This is a genomic window from Methylobacter sp. (assembly GCF_004322395.1).
In the GTDB taxonomy this organism is placed as follows: domain Bacteria; phylum Pseudomonadota; class Gammaproteobacteria; order Methylococcales; family Methylomonadaceae; genus Methylobacter_A.
In genome coordinates, this window is record NZ_SCTW01000103.1 from 1 (window position 1) to 17,239 (window position 17,239).

Genomic DNA, 17,239 nt, shown 5'->3' on the forward strand with positions numbered 1-17,239 from the left:
TTGGCTTATGTGTTTGGCAAACGCAAGGATGAGGTATTCAAAAAGCTGAAAGCATTGCTCGAGCCCTTTGGCATCAGCCGCTATTACACCGACGATTGGGGTGCTTATGAGCGTCACCTTAAAATCGACAAGCATGAGGTGGGTAAGCGCAACACTCAAAAGATTGAACGCAAGAATCTGAATTTCAGAACTTGGATTAAGCGACTTACACGAAAAACAATTTGCTTCTCGAAGTTGGAAACCCTGCATGATACGGTCATCGGATTACTGATTAACAAGGTCGAATTTGGCTTGGATATTCATGCTAAATTACAGATTTAACCCACTACCCCATTCTGACTACAATGAATCCGGACAGGGCTTTTGCCATCTTTCAAGAATTATTAGCCGATATTCGGCGGGTCAAATACTACCAGCCCAGCAACCTAAGCCTTCAACACCGCGTATTAACAAGACCTCAGCCAATAAATTGCAAGAGCGGCGGTCACAAGAAATAACCGTGGAGGCTTAAGTCAACAGTATTAACCTCAGATACTGCCCCCATTGATTTTTGTCAAATATGTGTTTGTCGTAGCGAATTCCAGACAAAGAAACTTTGCGTCGTGAGCTTGAAGCAAATGTGCAGGAACGTAATTTAAAGGTTAAGCAGGTTAATTGGCGCTTCACGAATCAAGACGCCCGGCTTAAATTGGCTCGACTCTATCCTGCCGTTTCATCATGACTGACTACTAGTCAAAAAAAGCCAGGCATTCGATACTGCCTGGCTTTATGGTTTGATATTTAAACGTTAAGAGGGCTAGTCAACCATGCGCCAGTTCATTACGCGCTCTAGCGATTGGCCTGTTGCCAGATTTTTTAAACGAATGGTCACACCAGTATAATTAGCTAAAAAAAGTTGTAAGCTACCAGCATTTAAATCTCGGCAAAGAAACTTGATTTCAGTTTGTCCTCCATTGAAATTTGGCGCGATTTCACATGGAATCGGCAATGGCGGCGCCATGGGATCAGTAATGAATTCTATATAGTTATAACCTGCTGGCGCGGTAACAAACACATCAAATTGCTGACTTATATGCATAGTGCCATGTTCCGGCCAAACAGCAAATGGTTGATCTCCTTCCTTTACAATAGAGGTCACATCCGCCTCAAACCAATATCCAAGCGTAGCGACATGCAACTGTCTCATCGTAAACTTGTTCAAATCAGGCGTTAACCATGGCGTATAAGTTTGATGCTGGGAGCCGTCACTGTGAAGATCAAGACCAATAAATTGAACATCTGGAGTAGGATTACCGTTGTTTTCAAAGGGGCCAGAGCTTCCCACATGGTAGTGTTTCATACCATTACCATTATTGGCGTCTACACCAAGATGATGATTAATCATCGACTGAGAAGCCGAGGTTTTAAGTGTTACATTTGACCAGCTAACTTGCATACTGCCTTCATTTTGATTGAAGCTGTATGAAATATTCCAATTGTCCTGATAGTCGGGGAATTTTGCATCATCCAGAACATAGGTCATGGTGACCTCATCACCGCTATTCAGTGGTGCGGGTAAAGCACCAGTTGTATATTCAGATACACTTATAACTCTTGCTGTAACTTTATAGGTTTGTGGAGCAGCCCAGGCCGAAAGCGAAGTAACAAAAATGATTGACGAAATAATAATATTTTTAAACATATATAACCTCTCTTTGTTTTTTACTTTAAGTAAAACATGAATTTATAACTAACTCTTATAATCAGTTGCATTAGCAATGTAACTGGACGGCGGCATCCGCTATCGCTATGCTGGTCTTAAAATAAGCAATCTTGGCTTGATAAAAATCATTGGAAATGTTCTCGCTGACTGGGCAGGGCCAGTATTTACGCCGTCTCCTTTCAGTAGTCCTGCTTTTTTAATAATAAGGTTAAAAAATATAGGAAATTGAGCTTTACTTCAAATTGACTTTATAAAAATATGATAGAGCTCTCATACACAGGTAATGCGGTCTATCATTAAATTTGTAAGACAAGGTAGGCTAAAAGCTTTATTTTCGGCTCTTTTTAGATTCTGGGGAGGTAGTCCAATGTTGTTGGAATCTTGAACTTGGGATAAAAAACCCTCATAGAGGAGTGATGATTACCCTACACTCGTTATTAGATAATGCCAAATGCTTTGAAACGGTTCGCAGCCTGCGCTGGCCGGATAAAGTGTCGTGTCCCCATTGTGATTCAGAAGCGATTATCAAGCAGGGAAAAGATGATAGCCAACCTGAACGACAGCGCTATAGCTGTAAAGCCTGTCAACGAAAGTTCGACGATTTAACCGATACGATTTTTGCCGGTCATCATCAGCCCTTGAAAATCTGGGTGCTGTGCTTGTATTTTATGGGTCTGAACTTATCGAACGCGCAGATTGCCGGTGAGCTGGATTTAAATGACGCGGACGTTCAGCACATGACCCAACAGTTGCGTACCGGCATTGTCAGCAAAGGACCGGCCATGGTTCTGGAAGGCGAAGTTGAATGCGATGAAGTCTATGTGATTGCCGGACATAAAGGACAGCCGGGCGCAGTAAAAAAGGCCGCTTAGCGCGGCGTAACCGATTAAAAGGCGCTCGAGGTCGTGGCACTCTGGACAAAGAAAAGTCGCCGGTATTGGGCATGATTCAACGCGGCGGACAAGTGGCCATTCAGATGCTGAAAAATGTTCAGTAAGCCACTATCAAGCCGGTTATTCAACGCACGATGCGTCAGGTACGCTCATTTATACCGATGACTATGCGATTTATGACCGCTTGGAGCTTTGGGGATATTCACAAAGCGTTTGTCACAGCGCAAATGAGTATCCGCGCGATGAGAATGGCGATGGTTTCTATGAAGTCCATGTGAATACGATGGAAGGTTTTTGGTCGTTGCTGCGTTCCTGGCTACGACCGTATCGCGGGATTTCTCAAGCCTATCTACCGATTTATTTGGGATTCTTTGAGTTTGTGCATAATGCAAAAAAACGCGGCAAAGCATTGCTAAGTTCGCTGTTGGGACTGATTATGTGCTAGCTTCCTAATCCATCATGAGCCTTACGGTATTGTTCATGTCGGACTCCTCATTACACCGTTAAAAATTGTCGGTGCATTTTATATTGCGCCTGGGGGGAGTGAGGAGTCCATATCATCATCCTACGCATGATCCACCTTACAGCGTTAGCGCAAATCCGCCCAGCGTTTCCGCGTGACCTTTGGCGGAAACTTCTTGGAAGCCTCCTTGAGCTTTCTACCATCTAAAACCTTGAAGCACTTATTCTGAGTAGCCCCCCACGTGACGCGCGTATTGATTTCCTTATCTATGTCAATGGCGCTGTTCCAAGTTCGATCGTAGGCATTAGTGTATAGAACAACATACTTCTGCGGCTGCTTGCCATTGAAGTTTTTGACGTCTTTGAAGTCCGACAGATGGCGGCTAAACTCGGGCTCCCGGGGCACATTGCAGCCCTCGATCTCAAAGGCCGCAACGAGCTGCCACTGGTCCAGTGTGTTGGTGATTTTGCCAGTATTAGGCTTCTTCTTTGCCCATACGAGGTCGATCACCTTCTTCCTCTTTCCGTTGCCGGGAAGCTTAACGGAAAACTCGGGGATGACCGCGTACTCGCGATTGACTCCAAGGGCGATGAGAAAGGCGTAGATATCGTTCTTCGTCACAACAGCTCCTGACATGATGACTAATGTAAAGTAGACACTTTTTAGGTATATATTAATTTTCAATGCAGGCGCATAACGCACTCCTACAATCCGTTAGACAAGGTACTATAAATATCGAATTATGGAATCAGGATTTAATAACTCCAGAAATTGCCTTAACGGATGGGATAGCAACGTAATTCCATTTCGGTAAAAACTGGTCAAACTTAATGGTCATATTCTCTTTGAAGCCACCAGCCACTTTGCGGCCCGTTGCGAAAATTCTATCAATCACAGAGGTAAACACTTTCAACCCCTGCATGGTTTTTGCTTGACTCATGGCGGTCTTGGCCCGCTCGACACTGGTAAAGATAACTCCGCTGCAAGCTCTGGTTACATGGGAAAATAACCGATGCTCGATGGGATTATATTTTGAAGTATAGGGCGGGTAATGAGCAATACGAATCTCAATATCCAGTTCGTCTGACAACTTTTGCAAATCCTCTTTAAAAATAAAGTGGCGGGCATTATTGCTGCCTCCGCAGTCACAGAGCAATAAAATACTCGTGGCCTTCGGATAGTCCACTTGACCGTAATTTAGCCACCAATGGCGGATGCAGGCACATCCTAATTCGGAGGTATCATGACTGGTGCCCAATACGATATAGCCCCTATTACGATTAAGGTCATACAGCCCATGAGGCACAATTTTACCGTCCGCCAAGGATTCAAAATCGTGATCATTGACCCGCACGGGCTCAGTGCTATAGAGCTTTCCTGGACGATAAAAATTGCCTATCAGCTCTTTTTTTTAACATCCATGCGCATCACAGGATTTCCCCGCGCCTGATACGTCTCTTTGAGATGCTCGATATTTTTGAACTGCTCGTCCCGATGCGGTATGTTCTTTTTTCCGGCCTCAACTTTAAATGCCTGACGACGGCGAAAGCCATGCTTGTCCAGCAACTGGTCAACAACGGTCACGCTCACTGTAAATCCGTGCTGCTTCAGCTTCTCAGCAATGTCACTACGGCTCAAATTTGACCATTTCACGGATTCTTCCATCGGTGAACCTGCGGTATGATCTTTTAATACCTCTAAAAAGGCTTCATCCAATCCTGCCGTTGTCGCCAAAACTGACTTGCGTCCACTGCCCGGTTGCCGAATAGGTTTCTCCTTTTCAGGCAACGGCTTCTTCAAATCTTGTTGGCCCCGGGTCACCGTACCGGCATCGCAACATAATACACGGCAAATATAGGTAATACCGCCGTGATCCAACGTGGCCGCCTCAATGGCTGCATAGCGGCGGCGATCCTTTTCCGATAAGCTGTGATAAAAATTGCGCATTTGCGCTTCGACTTCAGGGGCGTAGCTTGCTATTTTCATTTTTAGAACATAACCGAAATACTCCGTAAGCGCTAACTTAATTTACAGCTCAAAGTTCTGGAGTTATAGAATCCTCGTTCCTATTGATAGAAACCTTTCTAAGCAAATCAAAAATATACATCTAAAACTCTTTGCTCCAGCCTATGACCCAATTTGGTTTAATCGAATTATCCTAACCAGGAATATTCATAACCCCCTCAGCCACCATCACCGCCGCACCACCGACCCGAATAGTCAAAGTATCTTCCCCCTTATGATCCATTTCCAGATTCAGCACACTACGCCGGTTACATTGCTCCCCGCGATCCACGCTGAAGGTATAAGTCCCTTTCTGCATAAACTCAAATGAGCACAAATACGAAGCAAATGCAGGTATCGCATTGCCGACCGGCGGATCATCGTGGAGGCCGATTCTTGGCCCAAGCAGACGGGCATTAAAATCGGCATCCGCAAACGGCGTTTTCGGGGAAAATAGCACAATTTCCTGGGCAGCAGTTTGTGGGGCAATCGATTGACTCCATGCCGCGTAATTGAATTTTGCAGCCCTTACGCTTTCATAACGCCAAACCGGCACGATCAGGTACGGAACGCCGCAAGACACTAAACGCGCGGAATATTTTTTATGGTCGAATTCCGACGGCTGTATTGACAGAAAACTCGCTAATTCTTCATCGCTGGGGGTAAACCGGTCGATGATAGAACTCACTTTGCGGGTGAACTGCACAAAACTGGGTTTGCCGTCTTCAGCGGAAATATTGACGTTAACCGGACCGGTATTTTGCTCGAAAACCATCGGCGTAATCGCGGCATTCAACTGAACATCGCCGCAACTTGCCAACACAAAGGCGGTGGCGATAATCGGATGTCCGGCAAAATCGATTTCGCTTTGCGGCGAAAAAATCCGCATCACGCGGTTGGTAAGTTGTTTATCGGGATGAAATACAAACACCGTTTCCGATAGGTTCAACTCCCTGGCGACCAGTTGCATTTGCTGTTGGCTTAAGCCTTCGGCATTCGGGAAAACGGCTATTTGCGCGCCGCTGAAAATCTGTTTGGTAAAGACATCGGCGATGTAATAGTTGTATTTCATAACGCTTGTGCTCCGTCCTGCGGCAATGATGAAAGGTCGACTTGAACGCTGCCGTTTTCTATACGAATCGCATAAACGGGTATTTTCACGGTTTCATCTTCCAGGCAAACGCCGGTTTGCAGGTTGTAGTGTTGTTTGTATAGGGGCGATGCGACTACCGGCTGTCCGCCAATATCGCCGATTATACCGCGCGACAGGACATTGGCATTGCCGAACGGATCGTAATTGCCGACAGCGTAAATTTTTGCATCCGGCCCTTCGGCTCCGCTCAGGACAGGCATCCAAAAAATCGCGACCTGCTCCCCATCAAGCAATGCGCAAACCCCTGAATTCGGCTGCAAATCGTCAACACTGCAAACGTCTATCCACTTAGCCATTTACGCTATCTCCATCAGTTTAAAATGTTTCCGCTCGCTGTCATCGGCAGGACGAATTTGGCCGCGCTCTTCAACAAAGACTATATTGTCATCGGGCTGGTCGCTGTTGATGAAATGTCTAAAGCGTTTGAGTTTGGATTCATCTTCAATCGCGGCTTTCCATTCGCATTGATAGGTGTCGATCACATACTGCATTTGCTGCTCCAGCTGATCGCACAAGCCCAGTTTGTCTTCAATGACTACCGATTTCAGGTAATCCAACCCGCCTTCCATGTTTTCCATCCATACCGAGGTGCGTTGCAAACGGTCGGCGGTGCGCACATAAAAACTCAAAAAGCGGTCGATGTATTTGATCAGGGTTTCCTTGTCCAGACCGGTCGCGAATAAATCCGCATGGCGCGGTTTCATGCCGCCGTTGCCGCAGACATACAAGTTCCAGCCGTTTTCGGTGGCGATCACGCCGACATCCTTGCCCTGCGCTTCGGCGCATTCGCGGGTGCAACCGGATACCGCAAATTTGATTTTATGCGGGGAACGCAAGCCTTTGTAACGGTTTTCCAGCTCTATCGCTAACCCCACACTGTCATCGACTCCGTACCGACACCAGGTGCTGCCGACGCAGGATTTAACCGTGCGCAAAGATTTGCCGTAAGCATGGCCCGATTCGAAACCGGCATCGATCAATTCTTTCCAGATATGCGGCAATTGATCGACCCGCGCACCGAATAAATCTACCCGTTGGCCGCCGGTAATTTTGGTATACAGCTTGTACTTTTTGCCGACTTGCCCCAATGCAATCAGCATGTCGGGGCTGATTTCGCCGCCGGTGATGCGCGGCACCACCGAATAAGTGCCGTCTTTTTGCATGTTGGCTAAATAGGTATCGTTGGTGTCCTGTAAGCCTAAATGGTCTTTTTCCAGGATATGCTCATTCCATTGCGATGCCAGGATATTGCCGACGGCGGGTTTGCAAATTTCGCAGCCGAGGCCTTTGCCATGTTTGTGCAGCAATTCGCCAAAAGTTTTAATCTCTTCAACCCGGATCAAGTTATGAAGATCCTGCCGGGTATAGGCAAAGTGCTCGCAAATATCGGTATTAACCTCAAAACCCTGTTTCGACAATTCCGAATCCAGCACCGATTTAAGCAACGCCGAACAACCGCCGCAACCGGTCGCGGCTTTAGTTTCGGCTTTCAGGGCGCCCATCGTCATGCAGCCGCCTTCAATTGCCGAACAAATCGCGCCTTTAGTTACGTCGTAGCAGGAACAAATTTGCGCCGAAGCAGGCAACGCATCCGGGCCCAAGCCGACCGATTCGTCGGAGCGGTGTGGTAAAATCAACGCATCGGGATTCTCCGGCAGTTCGATACCGTTCAGGCAATATTGCAATAACGTGCTGTAACCCGACGCATCGCCGACCAGCACCGCGCCGAGCAGTTGTTTTTTGTCCTGGCTGACTACCAATCGTTTATAGATTTCGCTGTCGCCGTTTTGGTAGCTGTAAACCATCGCGCCCTGGGTTTTAGCGTGGGCGTCGCCGATGCTGGCGACATCGACTCCCATCAGTTTTAATTTGGTGCTCATGTCCGCGCCGGTAAAGCTGGCGTCATTGCCTGCCAAATCGGCTACGACGGTGCGCGCCATTGTATAACCCGGTGCAACCAATCCGTAAATCATGCCGTTCCACAACGCACACTCGCCGATTGCGTAAATGCTGTCATCTGAAGTCCGGCATTGGTTATCGATGACGACGCCGCCGCGCTGGCCGACTTCCAAGCCGCAAGCCCTGGCAATATCGTCACGCGGGCGAATCCCGGCCGAAAACAGCACGATGTCGGTTTCCAGCTCTTCGCCGTCGGCAAAACACATTTTGTTTACGCATTGTTCGCCGTCGGTAATGACACTGGTGTTCTTGCCGGTATGAACGGTTACGCCCAAATTCTCAATTTTGCGCCGCAGCATCGCACCGCCTGCGTCATCAAGCTGCACCGCCATCAAACGCGGCGCGAATTCGACCACATGGGTTTCCAAGCCTAAATCCATTAATGCTTTGGCCGCTTCTAAACCCAACAAGCCGCCGCCGACCACGGTGCCGACCTTGCCCGTTTTTGCAGCGGCGGCAATCGCTTCAAGATCCTCAATGGTGCGATAAACCAGGCATTGCGCCCGGTCATGTCCGGGAACGGGCGGCACGAACGGATAAGAACCCGTCGCCAGCACCAGCTTGTCGTAAGAGATGGTCAGGCCTTTTGCCGAAGTGACGATTTTAGCGGCTCTATCGATACTTGCGGCTTTATCGCCAAGATGAATGGTAATGCCATGCCGCTCAAAAAAGCCCTCTTCAACTAAAGACAGCTCCTGCGCGGTTGTGCCGGTAAAAAATGACGACAAATGCACCCGGTCATAAGCCGCTCTGGGTTCTTCGCAAAAAGTAATAATTTGATATTGCTCTTTAATGGTGCTCTCAACCAGGCTTGCCAGGAAATGCTGTCCGACCATGCCGTTGCCAATGACAACCAATGTTTGTTTCACGCTCATATACAACCTCGGTAACGATGTTTGTTGTTTGGGGGTTGTAGAGCAATGCCTGTGCCATGATTAACAAGCCAATGATTTTAATGGCTTGTTCAATCATTAAACTGAAAACCATGCATCCGAACGAGCCAAGATGGTGCACATAAAAAAATAATGCTCGCTAACTGTGCAATACATTTAGATAGGATATGCACCGCGTACCTTTTTGAGGTTCTGATGAGGGAACGATTTGGAAATGGTACGCACTACGTACCCTACTTTACTACTTGTTTGGCTGGCTAGTCAGACGGTTAATCCAATTATCTTCATTAAATGGCGTAGTTTGTGCTAATTATTCGGGAATGAACGCTTTGAATGTATTACTTATTGAAGATGAAACTACCGATCAGTTATTGGAAAAAATACTGGTTACTAAGGGCTATTCGGTCACAAGCACAGCCACGTCCAAAGCAGACATTCAATCCCTAGTGGAGAATAACACTGACATTGTTATTTTTAATATTGACAGTCCCAAAAAATATTTTCAATATATTCAATATCTTAATCAAAAACAGTCGCTTCCGATTATAATTTTTGCCTCTGATGATACAACCGACACCATCAATCAAATTGTTAAGGCCGGAGTCAGTGCTTATGTTGTCAACGGCCTGGAAACCAGCCGCGTTAACAGTATTATCAATATCGCAGTGGCAAGGTTTAAGGAACAACAACAGCTTAAAACCGAATTGGAGAAAACAAAATCCAAGCTGGAAGAACGAAAACTGATAGATCGGGCAAAAGGCATTTTGATTAAAACCCGCGGTTTCACCGAAGACGATGCTTATCACACCCTGAGAAAACTGGCGATGGATCGCAATATCGCAATCGGGGAAATGGCGAAAAACGTAATCGCCATGGCTGAACTTCTAAAATAATTGAGTTACGTAATGTCCACAAAAAGATAGAACACTGATTGGACGGATTTAACACGGATTTATTTACACCCTCTAATCCGTGTCTATCAGACTAGTCCGTGTCATCCATGTTCTACTAGCTATCGAATAAACCAAAAGTCATCGGTACTCTCAAGTTAAGGGTGACGTCTTGTGCATCCGTCGTAGCGCCTATACCTAACGATAAGTTGAACATGGTTCTTTTAGAATATTTGAACGAATAGCCGAGCAGCAATTGTCCGATATCTAAGGTACTTCCATTAATTGCATTTCCATCAATTTCAGATTCCAAAACATGTTTGTGCGAGTACCCTAAGCTAAACGACGATCGCTCATTAATACCGAAGCCCATACCAAAACTGAATCCTAACGTATCCCCTGGATTAACCTTACCGGCATTGGTGTTGGTTTCGGCATTATAGCTGTAACTGAGATTACCGAAAAAAACCGCCGGATCGGTTGGGTAAAGCGCTGTAAGGCTGGGCTGAAAGCTGAAATATCCGACACCTGTCGGTAATTCGGTCGGAAATACTGCTCCGGGAACTCCTTGAGCTTGTACAAAGTTAACGTCGAAAGGACTTTTTCCCGTGGGTGCCGTGGCGACTATATTGCCGACCAGGATAGGCCAGCCGTCGGATCCACTGTTAAGCTGATAACGGCCGGCAAATTCAAGATCGCCAATATCATTTCCGGTTGCATTAAAAGTTTCATCGACACCCGCACCAATACTTACGGGTCGTGAGCGCTGGATATCTTCCCGGTATACATAAGGAACCCTGAACTCCAATTCCAAACTATCCGTCACACCATAGCGTGCGCCCAAAGTGCCGATAAAATTGTGCCTTTTAATTTCGCGAAGGTCGATGAGGCCAATGGCAATAGCAGGAAGAAATGTAAATGCATCGAGAAATACCCGGTTGTTACTGGTGTAAGCGTAGTACAGTGACGGCTCAACGACGATATTGCCTTTTCTGGTTAATACGCCGCCCACAGTCTCGCTTAATCGAGGTAATTCCGGTGGCCTTGGTTTTTCCACTACTCCGGGAGGAGCCTGACCAACGGGCTTAGACGGAAACTGATTAGGCGATTTTGCCGGTTCATTGTTATTTTTTGCCAAAACGGTTTGAGGTTTTTTTGTCAAAACGGCTTGAGGTTTATTTGATGCGTGTTCAACCGGAATCTGTTTATTCCCTGAGACTTGATTCGTCAGAGCTTCAAGGCGTGATTTTAGTAGCTCCAATTCTTTGCCTTGTTCAGCAATAATTTGCCGTTGCATTTGAAACTCTTTTTGCTGCTCGGCAATCAATTTTTGATATTGTGCCAAAGAATTATTTTGGCTGCCTGTTTTTGCATAACTGCTGTTCATAAAAAGAATACAAACGGTAAAGATAATTCTCTTAATAACCCCAAACAGAAGCAATTTACCGCTTCCAGATTTCATCTTCATATTATTATTTCCCTTTTTTAGGTATTAAACTAATAGCAATTAATAGCCAACGGTTTATTAATTGCTTTTCTAAAATTCCCTTTTTAGTGCTGATTGCTTGGCTTTTATTAATATATAAAAGCCCTCATGAAAAAAGCATGCGTGAACAAATAAGCTATCCCATCAACTTTATAAGTTATTAAGCTCATCGGGACAATTAGTACAAACACTTACTTGGGACGTTATTTAAATGATAAAATTTTTTACAACACCACTTGAAAAACATGGGCTTCACAGAAACGTGAGCCTGCTGTAAGGCTATTTTTTACTAGAAAATAGCTTAATGCGCATTAGGCAAAATAAGATTATTAAAAGCCATGCCACTATTATTTAAGTCAATATTTTTTAAATTGCTAACGACTATATTAATGTCGGTAACAGTTCTAATAATTTGATTATCGACGTTATTCTGAATGACAGAACTCAATCCCGACCCCGCCAAATCCAGAGCTTGATTCATTGTTCCGTTCTGAGACAATAAGGTATTTTCCGGTAATTGGAAAAATGAAGAAGAAACTACCGTGCCATTCAAAGAGCTGATTCTCTCTAAACTGAAGTCGATGTTCATTCCGTTCGGAAGTACAAACCCACCTCTTAATTGATCCAACTCACTGTCGGAGGCACGCTCCCAATTCTCAAATCGATGGCGGGCAATATTTGAGGTTTCATCCGCTAATACCTGACCAACGTAGCTGACGCTCTCCCAGGCTACTATCCAGAATACAGCCTTCATAAGTTTTCGATAGACATTAAATTTATATGCTTTCATGTTAATCGCTCCGCTTAGTTAGAAATCCCAACGCCCGGGTTGCAACATATTAAATTGACCTAAACTGGCTCGATCGACGGCAGAACCTAACGGTGCCTTGACCCGAAGCTCCCACTCTTGCTGATCTTGAAAATGTCTCGACGCAACATCTTGTTTATCATGGATTAAAAACAAAAGACGGTTTTCCCACATCGCTTCAAACTCATCGCGGGGCATTACCTTTACACCTACAGCGGGATCTCCCACCAAAACTTCCTGATCATTGAGCCCTTTAATAATAATGAAATGCATGTAACCATTATTATTGATAATAGTGATCGCCGGCACATTGGCTGTAATCAATTGATCCAATTTAATCTTGAAACCGTCTGAACGATAGCCGCGTCTTTCCAGATAAAGTTTTATATCCAGTAACGAAAACCCCTGCTTTTGAATCTTCTGCTGATCGCCATTTTGATACATATCGGTAAAAACACTTTGCTCGTCTACCGTGTCGTCATAATGATAGGTAAGCAGGCTGGCCAAAGTTGCCGAGCCGCAACTGAAATCATACTGTTGCTTATATACGGTCTTGAATCGTCGCTCTAAAAAACTAGTCGTTGGAACGTTGTAGTTACCGGCGCCCGCAATACCGTTAAAGTTAATGGAACCGGCATCGCTGCAAAACGTAAATAGCATGAGAAGAATGCATTTAACAAAAAATCTTGTCATGTCGCACTTCCAGTGAATAATGATTGATTAAGGTATGATCGTTACATTCACCATAGTCGAATCCTGAATGACAACGTTATTGCCGCTGTTTTGAATAACACTGGTAATGCCGCTTGCCTGTGCAAACGAGCCTTGATCGATAACGTTGTAGCCATTAACATTATCGGTTGCTTGATTGCCGCTCAGCGTAGTCCGCGCATTCATGTTATTAAGAGTTGTCATATTTACACCTTCGCGGCCTCGCGCATTATCCAACTCATCTGACAACGCTGTTTCGGTGGAAGAAAAAAGTGACTTATCCTGGTCTTGAACAAAATCAGCTTTTGCCGCCTGACTTTGCATAATGACTACCAGTAAAGTTAAAAAGCAGCTCTTTAAAACCTTTAACATTGTTCTCATAGCATTCTCCTTGCATATTTGATGATATATAGTTAATAGCCGGTGAGAATTGCTTTACTCACCGGCTAAAATCATCAACTACAGTTGACTAACTTATAAAAGCTTAAGGAGCTACTGATGGTTGATTAACATTTACATTGCCTTGGAAAGATACTTGTTGCTGTGCCAGAGAATTATGGCCCTGGTTTTGAACAGCTTGGTTAATACCCGCACTGCCATTGAAAGCATTATCCATATTGTTGTTGGCTGCCAAGGTAGGTTGATCATTTGGATCAACGCCACCAATGCTGACCGGTGCACCTGTCACAGTACCTGACAAAGTTGAATTATTTACTTTATAGTCGGTAGTAATATTGCCGCTCTTTGATACGCCAGAAGCGGCTCCATTCGCGGTTAATACGCTGTTATCAGAGTTGTTGGTGTTGTCTGTCGTTGCATTGCCGCCACCATTAGCCGCAGCCGATCCGATTCCATTTGCATATGCCTGACTATTGTCGGTAGTTGCAGATGAAGTACTGCCATTATTAGCAGCGGCAGAGCCTTGACCAGTTGCAGTAGTTAAGCTGTGGTCAGAACGATCTGATGTAGCGGTACTATTGTTATTAGCCGCCGCATCGGTTGCGGAAGCAGAGCTGTGGTCAGAGTTATCTGAATGATCTGATGTAGCGGTGCTATTGTTATTAGCCGCTGCATCGGTTGCGGAAGCAGAGCTGTGGTGAGAGTTATCACTGCTATCCGTTGTAGAGTTATCACTGCTGTCAGTGTTATGAGTACTATTGTCAAGAGTATTACCATTTAAGCTGTCTGAAACGGTAATAGGAACGTTTGTAGAGTTATCACTATTGTTAGAATTATCACTATTGTTAGAGTTATCAGCCGCAGTTGAAAATTCATTTGCAGCTGGGCCTGTTGTTCCACTCTGATCGCTGGTAGCAGTTGCAGTCTGATCTGCTTCGGAATTAGTTGAGGTATTAACAGGATTTGCCCATGCACTAGAAGCTGAGCCCAATACAAGAAGAATACTTGCAGTTAATATTTTTTTATTAAATTGTTTCATTTTCATTGTCATTACTCCGTGAATATATTTAAAAAATATAATCAGATGTTGTTCAATAAAAATATCTGATGAGGGTATAACGACCGCTTATCTCTCCATTTCGGCGAGCTAACCCGGTCGTCACAATGACAGTATCTCTACCTGATCCTTAAATTTCCATAGATATAATATCAATAAACAATTAAAAATCATTTAGTTAGGCGCAATTGCTTAGGTAATCGGACGTATATTTAATATCCGAAAATCTTGCGCATCGACAAACTCAATACGTACGAACAGAGTATGTTATCGGCGCCTCCTTCATACATACCGTCGCTAAATTAGGATGCGATGGTACGGTCGAATATTATCCGGCTTTCGTTAGTTTAATTAATACCCTGTATATTCTATATAAAAGGGAAATATTGCTGGAAGTTTGGGAAGCAGTTGAGCCACGGATGGACACGGATTTACACAGGTGAACAACGGGTTACATAAGTGCTTTGCGGCACCCATTGGGTGAACCGCACTTTTTGCATGACTCAATGTAGTATCGGCGTTTATCTGTGTAAATCTGTGGCTAACTGATTAACAACAGCTTTAAAATAATAAGGAGATTTGAATACGCGACCATTTCTACCATCAAGATAAAAACGGCGCAGTCAATCAAGAATCAGGTTAAACCTGAAATGAACAGATAACTACAGTTAGTCATTTATTTGTCTAAGTTACTCAGGCTGCACGGCTACAGCCGGTAATCCCACCTGACTATGTTATTTTTTTAGCCAATCTTTAATAACAGGCCAACCATGCTTTAGCCATTGTTCTACTGCAAAAGCCCCGGCCAGTTTAATCTGCTTCGCAAGCTCTTTAATGTAAAACCATAGCCTATCCGCAACTGACGTTGCCGAGCTATCGCGCCACTGTAAGTAACGTGAGCCTAAGCCATCAATAAATACCGGTTTAAAAAACCACATTTCCAGGATAGAAGTCGCCCACATAAACACGAACGAAACAGCCATGCCCATACCGGCAAGAATAACCAGCCAGGCAAACATCGGATGAATTTTAGTCAGCCACCATGACAATATATCGGCAATCAGAAACACATAGGGCATGCCGATAGCAATACACTTATATTGTGTTGTTGTGGTCTCCGCAAAGCTGAAAATAAGCCCTACAAACATGAAAATAAAACTGATCCCGAACAAATGAATATGCGAGACGCGGATTAATGAGCTAAAGGTAGCGCCCGTATCTTGCGCCGTTAAGATTTTCAGCTGCTCAAACTTGGTAAAATCCGGTATCCCCGATGCGCTTTCGTTGTGGCACATCACGCAACGGCTCTCGATTATTTTGTCGATACCGTCATCCTTATAATCTTCAATAAGTGCGCCATCCCTAACCCATTCCATGATCTTAAAACGCTCTTGTTCCGGCGCCTTATCTTTCATCGAACCATTCAGTTTCTGCTCAAGGACCGTGCCTGAACGGTTGCCGTAATAACTATAAACAATGTCGTTGACAGACAAGCCGAATTTACCGTCCGCCATACCATGGGTAAACAAAATTTGGATTAACGCGAAAAGATAGCCGATACCGACTGTACACAAATAGCCGGTAAATAACACTTTGATAGGCGTATCGTGATCTTTTAGAGGAGTATATTTTGTTGCCATAATGTCGATTGAAATAATAAGTGATTGATACAGGCTCAATCTGAACCCATGATTGCATCGATAAATTCGATAACCGAACTGCTACACCCTTATAAAACTATAATTTGTCTTGATTACGCTATTATTAACGTTCCTTAAGCCGCTTTCTTCTTATCGCGATTATTCAGCAGCATTCCCTCCGCCTTGCTGCCTAAATAAACATAAATGCCTAACGACACCAGCAACAACGCCACAGCAATAATGATCCAGACCGCTTCAATAATATGTTCGCTATCGCTCTTTAACGCAAATTTAAAAATCATCAGCAACGACTCAATGGATATGGCGATAATGATCACTGCGATAAAACGGGTAATTGTCCGCCGGGTTGAGCTATGCCTGAGCACATCCTTGTATAACAGCACTTCCTCTTCCAGCGTTGTCTTGCCCAAGTCAAAAATCGCTAAGCTCAAAGTCAGATAAATAACTACCCCCAACGGCATCTCCAAACGCTTTTCCGGAGTCATCATTGAATACATCACATCCCAACACTCAATCCCGGCTTCATAAAGCAACATCAGCGCAACAGTAAACAGGCCAAGCACGATCAGCGTATACATGGTTTTAAAATAGGGTTCGAAATGAACGCGCCTGCTGTCACCGGTCAAGATTGCCAGCGTGGAACTAAGATCGATATCCAGCACCACAACGCCTTTTACGGTACCGTCATCATTGCGGATCTTCATGCTGGTAGACAGGCATAACTCTCGCCTGACGCTGGACAAATAAGGCTCTGTCACCATTACGCCATCGGCCTTCATTGCGGCGATATAGTAAGGCCGGTTACTGCGGTCTGCATCCATGCCGATTTTAGGATGATGCTTAAAATGGCTGCCCGGCACATTCATGCAGATTTGCTTGCCTTTTTCATCAAGCAGGTAAAGCAAGCTCACAAACGGATAATAAGAGCAAAGGGAATTGAGCAGTTCAGTCAGTTCATCATAACTTTTTTCAAACATCTTTTCATCGGCGAAGCAGCTCAAAATGGAAGAAAGCATGTTATGTATGGCTACGCGATGCTCCTCGTATTTTTCAATAACATTGATGTGGCTCATTTTGGACATTCTTCCGGATCCTGAAAATTAATAATAACCATTAATGCTTCCGCAGGTTTCATGCCAAGCAGCGAATAGAGTTTTAGC

16 protein-coding genes and 1 pseudogene are annotated in these 17,239 nt (G+C 44.7%); 4 read left to right on the forward strand and 13 right to left on the reverse strand.

Annotated features, from left to right (window positions below):
- The coding region (locus tag EPO18_RS14480) for an IS1 family transposase (protein ID WP_292434393.1) at positions 1 to 321 on the forward strand (321 nt) is incomplete at its 5' end.
- A 475-nt stretch (positions 322 to 796) separates the two neighbouring features.
- Here the strand turns inward: EPO18_RS14480 and EPO18_RS14485 are convergent.
- A complete protein-coding gene (locus EPO18_RS14485; protein WP_292434394.1) occupies positions 797 to 1,681 on the reverse strand; it encodes a hypothetical protein in 885 nt (294 codons plus the stop codon).
- A gap of 437 nt (positions 1,682 to 2,118) precedes the next feature.
- On the opposite strand from EPO18_RS14485, the gene EPO18_RS14490 reads away from it, so the two are divergent.
- Entirely contained in the window at positions 2,119 to 2,574 is a 456-nt protein-coding gene (locus EPO18_RS14490; protein ID WP_292434396.1) for a transposase, read from the forward strand.
- A 205-nt stretch (positions 2,575 to 2,779) separates the two neighbouring features.
- Positions 2,780 to 3,040 (forward strand): hypothetical protein, encoded by a 261-nt coding sequence (locus EPO18_RS20820; RefSeq protein ID WP_472850903.1) that lies wholly within the window; start codon positions 2,780 to 2,782, stop codon positions 3,038 to 3,040.
- 144 nt (positions 3,041 to 3,184) lie between these two features.
- On the opposite strand, the gene EPO18_RS14500 is transcribed toward EPO18_RS20820, so the two are convergent.
- The 5 genes and pseudogenes from EPO18_RS14500 to nirB all read right to left on the reverse strand — a co-directional run bounded on the left by EPO18_RS14500 (position 3,185) and on the right by nirB (position 9,049).
- On the reverse strand, positions 3,185 to 3,679 hold the full coding sequence (locus EPO18_RS14500) for a hypothetical protein (protein ID WP_292434397.1): 495 nt from the start codon (positions 3,677 to 3,679) through the stop codon (positions 3,185 to 3,187).
- A gap of 127 nt (positions 3,680 to 3,806) precedes the next feature.
- Positions 3,807 to 5,044, reverse strand: a pseudogene (locus tag EPO18_RS20730) (ISAzo13 family transposase).
- 172 nt (positions 5,045 to 5,216) lie between these two features.
- On the reverse strand, positions 5,217 to 6,134 hold the full coding sequence (locus EPO18_RS14515; protein ID WP_292434403.1) for a PhzF family phenazine biosynthesis protein: 918 nt from the start codon (positions 6,132 to 6,134) through the stop codon (positions 5,217 to 5,219).
- A complete protein-coding gene (gene nirD / locus EPO18_RS14520) occupies positions 6,131 to 6,511 on the reverse strand; it encodes a nitrite reductase small subunit NirD (protein WP_292434405.1) in 381 nt (126 codons plus the stop codon). Before nirD ends, EPO18_RS14515 begins: the two co-directional genes overlap by 4 nt.
- A complete protein-coding gene (gene nirB / locus EPO18_RS14525; protein WP_292434407.1) occupies positions 6,512 to 9,049 on the reverse strand; it encodes a nitrite reductase large subunit NirB in 2,538 nt (845 codons plus the stop codon).
- A gap of 338 nt (positions 9,050 to 9,387) precedes the next feature.
- Here nirB and EPO18_RS14530 point away from each other — a divergent pair, with 338 nt between their 5' ends.
- Positions 9,388 to 9,960 carry an ANTAR domain-containing response regulator gene (locus EPO18_RS14530; protein WP_292434409.1) on the forward strand — a complete coding sequence of 191 codons (573 nt, stop codon included), beginning with the start codon at positions 9,388 to 9,390 and terminating at the stop codon, positions 9,958 to 9,960.
- Between the two features lie 115 nt (positions 9,961 to 10,075).
- On the opposite strand, the gene EPO18_RS14535 is transcribed toward EPO18_RS14530, so the two are convergent.
- From EPO18_RS14535 to EPO18_RS14565, 7 genes are all read right to left on the reverse strand, one after another.
- The gene (locus EPO18_RS14535; RefSeq protein ID WP_292434411.1) at positions 10,076 to 11,425 is read right to left on the reverse strand and encodes a transporter family protein; all 1,350 of its coding nucleotides are present in this window, start codon (positions 11,423 to 11,425) and stop codon (positions 10,076 to 10,078) included.
- Positions 11,426 to 11,744: 319 nt separating this feature from the next.
- Positions 11,745 to 12,233, reverse strand: coding sequence for a hypothetical protein (locus tag EPO18_RS14540; protein WP_292434413.1), 489 nt, complete (start codon positions 12,231 to 12,233; stop codon positions 11,745 to 11,747).
- Positions 12,234 to 12,251: 18 nt separating this feature from the next.
- Complete coding sequence (locus tag EPO18_RS14545) at positions 12,252 to 12,944, reverse strand: C39 family peptidase (RefSeq protein ID WP_292434415.1); 693 nt, start codon at positions 12,942 to 12,944, stop codon at positions 12,252 to 12,254.
- 27 nt (positions 12,945 to 12,971) lie between these two features.
- Positions 12,972 to 13,343, reverse strand: coding sequence for a hypothetical protein (locus tag EPO18_RS14550; protein WP_292434417.1), 372 nt, complete (start codon positions 13,341 to 13,343; stop codon positions 12,972 to 12,974).
- A gap of 103 nt (positions 13,344 to 13,446) precedes the next feature.
- Positions 13,447 to 14,406, reverse strand: coding sequence for a hypothetical protein (locus EPO18_RS14555; protein WP_292434419.1), 960 nt, complete (start codon positions 14,404 to 14,406; stop codon positions 13,447 to 13,449).
- A 746-nt stretch (positions 14,407 to 15,152) separates the two neighbouring features.
- Positions 15,153 to 16,058, reverse strand: coding sequence for a hypothetical protein (locus EPO18_RS14560; RefSeq protein ID WP_292434421.1), 906 nt, complete (start codon positions 16,056 to 16,058; stop codon positions 15,153 to 15,155).
- A 134-nt stretch (positions 16,059 to 16,192) separates the two neighbouring features.
- Positions 16,193 to 17,152: a PDC sensor domain-containing protein gene (locus tag EPO18_RS14565; protein ID WP_292434423.1), complete on the reverse strand. Its 960-nt coding sequence runs from the start codon at positions 17,150 to 17,152 to the stop codon at positions 16,193 to 16,195.
- Between the last annotated feature and the right edge of the window lie 87 nt (positions 17,153 to 17,239).